The sequence below is a fragment of the Kitasatospora sp. NPDC057512 genome (assembly GCF_042802135.1).
Taxonomy (GTDB): Bacteria; Actinomycetota; Actinomycetes; order Streptomycetales; family Streptomycetaceae; genus Kitasatospora.
On sequence record NZ_JBHVET010001278.1, the window covers coordinates 1 to 1,131 of the forward strand.

A 1,131-nucleotide genomic window follows, 5' to 3' on the forward strand; every position below is an offset into this window, starting at 1 on the left:
GACAGGACCCCAGCCACCCACGGACGAGCACCCGCCCGCGTCCCCGTCGCGGGCCGGCATCCGCCCGCACCACCTGCGGGAACCTCGGGACACCTCGGGACACCTAGGGAAACCTCGGGACACCACCATGCCGACACCACCACGCCGCCCGGCCGCCCCCGGGCCCGCCCTGGGCCTGTGGGCGCTGCACGACCTCCACCTGCGCCACTACCTGGACTACGCCGCGCTGCTCCTGTCGCCCGCCGACGCGCCCCTGGCCGTCCGCGCCGCCTTCGAGGAGCTCGGCGGCCACTGGCTGGACGCCCTGGCCACCGCCAGCCCGGCCGCCTGCGCCTGGCAGGCGGTGCGCCGCCGGGTCTGCGCCCTGGCCGGCCCCCGGCCGCTCGGCCCGGTCGCCCACCTCACCGCCGCCCAGCAGGACGTCCTGCTGCTGCACCTGGTCCTCGACCTGTCCGCCGCCGAGGTCGCCGCCCTCACCGGCACCGAACCCGCCGCCGTCCACGTCCAGCTCCGCTCCCTGGCGGCCGCCCGCCGCTGAGCGGCCCCGCCGCATGGTTGCCGGTGCCACGTGGTTGCCGGTGCTGCGCGGTTGCCGTGCCGCGCCGGCCGCCGGTGCCGTGCGGCCGGCGGGGCACCGGCGCCCCGGCGGTGCGCCGGAGAAGAGCGCCGCGAGAATTCCCGTTTCGCCCCGGGGCCTGTTACGGTCGTAGGAGTTGCAGTTTTGGTTCCCATGAACGTGGTGTGCGCCTGCTGGTACCAACCGACAGGCGCATTTGTTTTGTCCGGTGTTTCAGTCTCCGGATGGGGATCGCGGCTACCACGGGGATCCACGAGGTGTGGATCCCTGATGCCCCCAGGATTTAGAGGAGACGGTTATGGCTACCGGCACCGTGAAGTGGTTCAACAGCGAGAAGGGCTTCGGCTTCATCGAGCAGGATGGTGGCGGCGCCGACGTGTTCGCCCACTACTCGAACATCGTTGCCCAGGGCTTCCGTGAGCTGTTCGAGGGCCAGAAGGTCGAGTTCGACGTCACCCAGGGCCAGAAGGGCCCGCAGGCCGAGAACATCCAGATCATCGGCTGACGTCAGCCTCCACGCTGACTCGCGATCATCGCGAAGCGGGGGCCCGCAC

At 72.1% G+C, this 1,131-nt stretch carries 2 protein-coding genes; both read left to right on the top strand.

What is annotated here, in order from left to right; all coding sequences use genetic code 11:
- The first annotated feature begins 127 nt into the window (after positions 1-127).
- Positions 128-538 (top strand): sigma factor-like helix-turn-helix DNA-binding protein, encoded by a 411-nt coding sequence (locus tag ACFU6K_RS39470; RefSeq protein ID WP_380671565.1) that lies wholly within the window; start codon positions 128-130, stop codon positions 536-538.
- 337 nt (positions 539-875) lie between these two features.
- The gene (locus tag ACFU6K_RS39475) at positions 876-1,082 is read left to right on the top strand and encodes a cold-shock protein (RefSeq protein WP_049657493.1); all 207 of its coding nucleotides are present in this window, start codon (positions 876-878) and stop codon (positions 1,080-1,082) included.
- Positions 1,083-1,131: the final 49 nt, after the last annotated feature.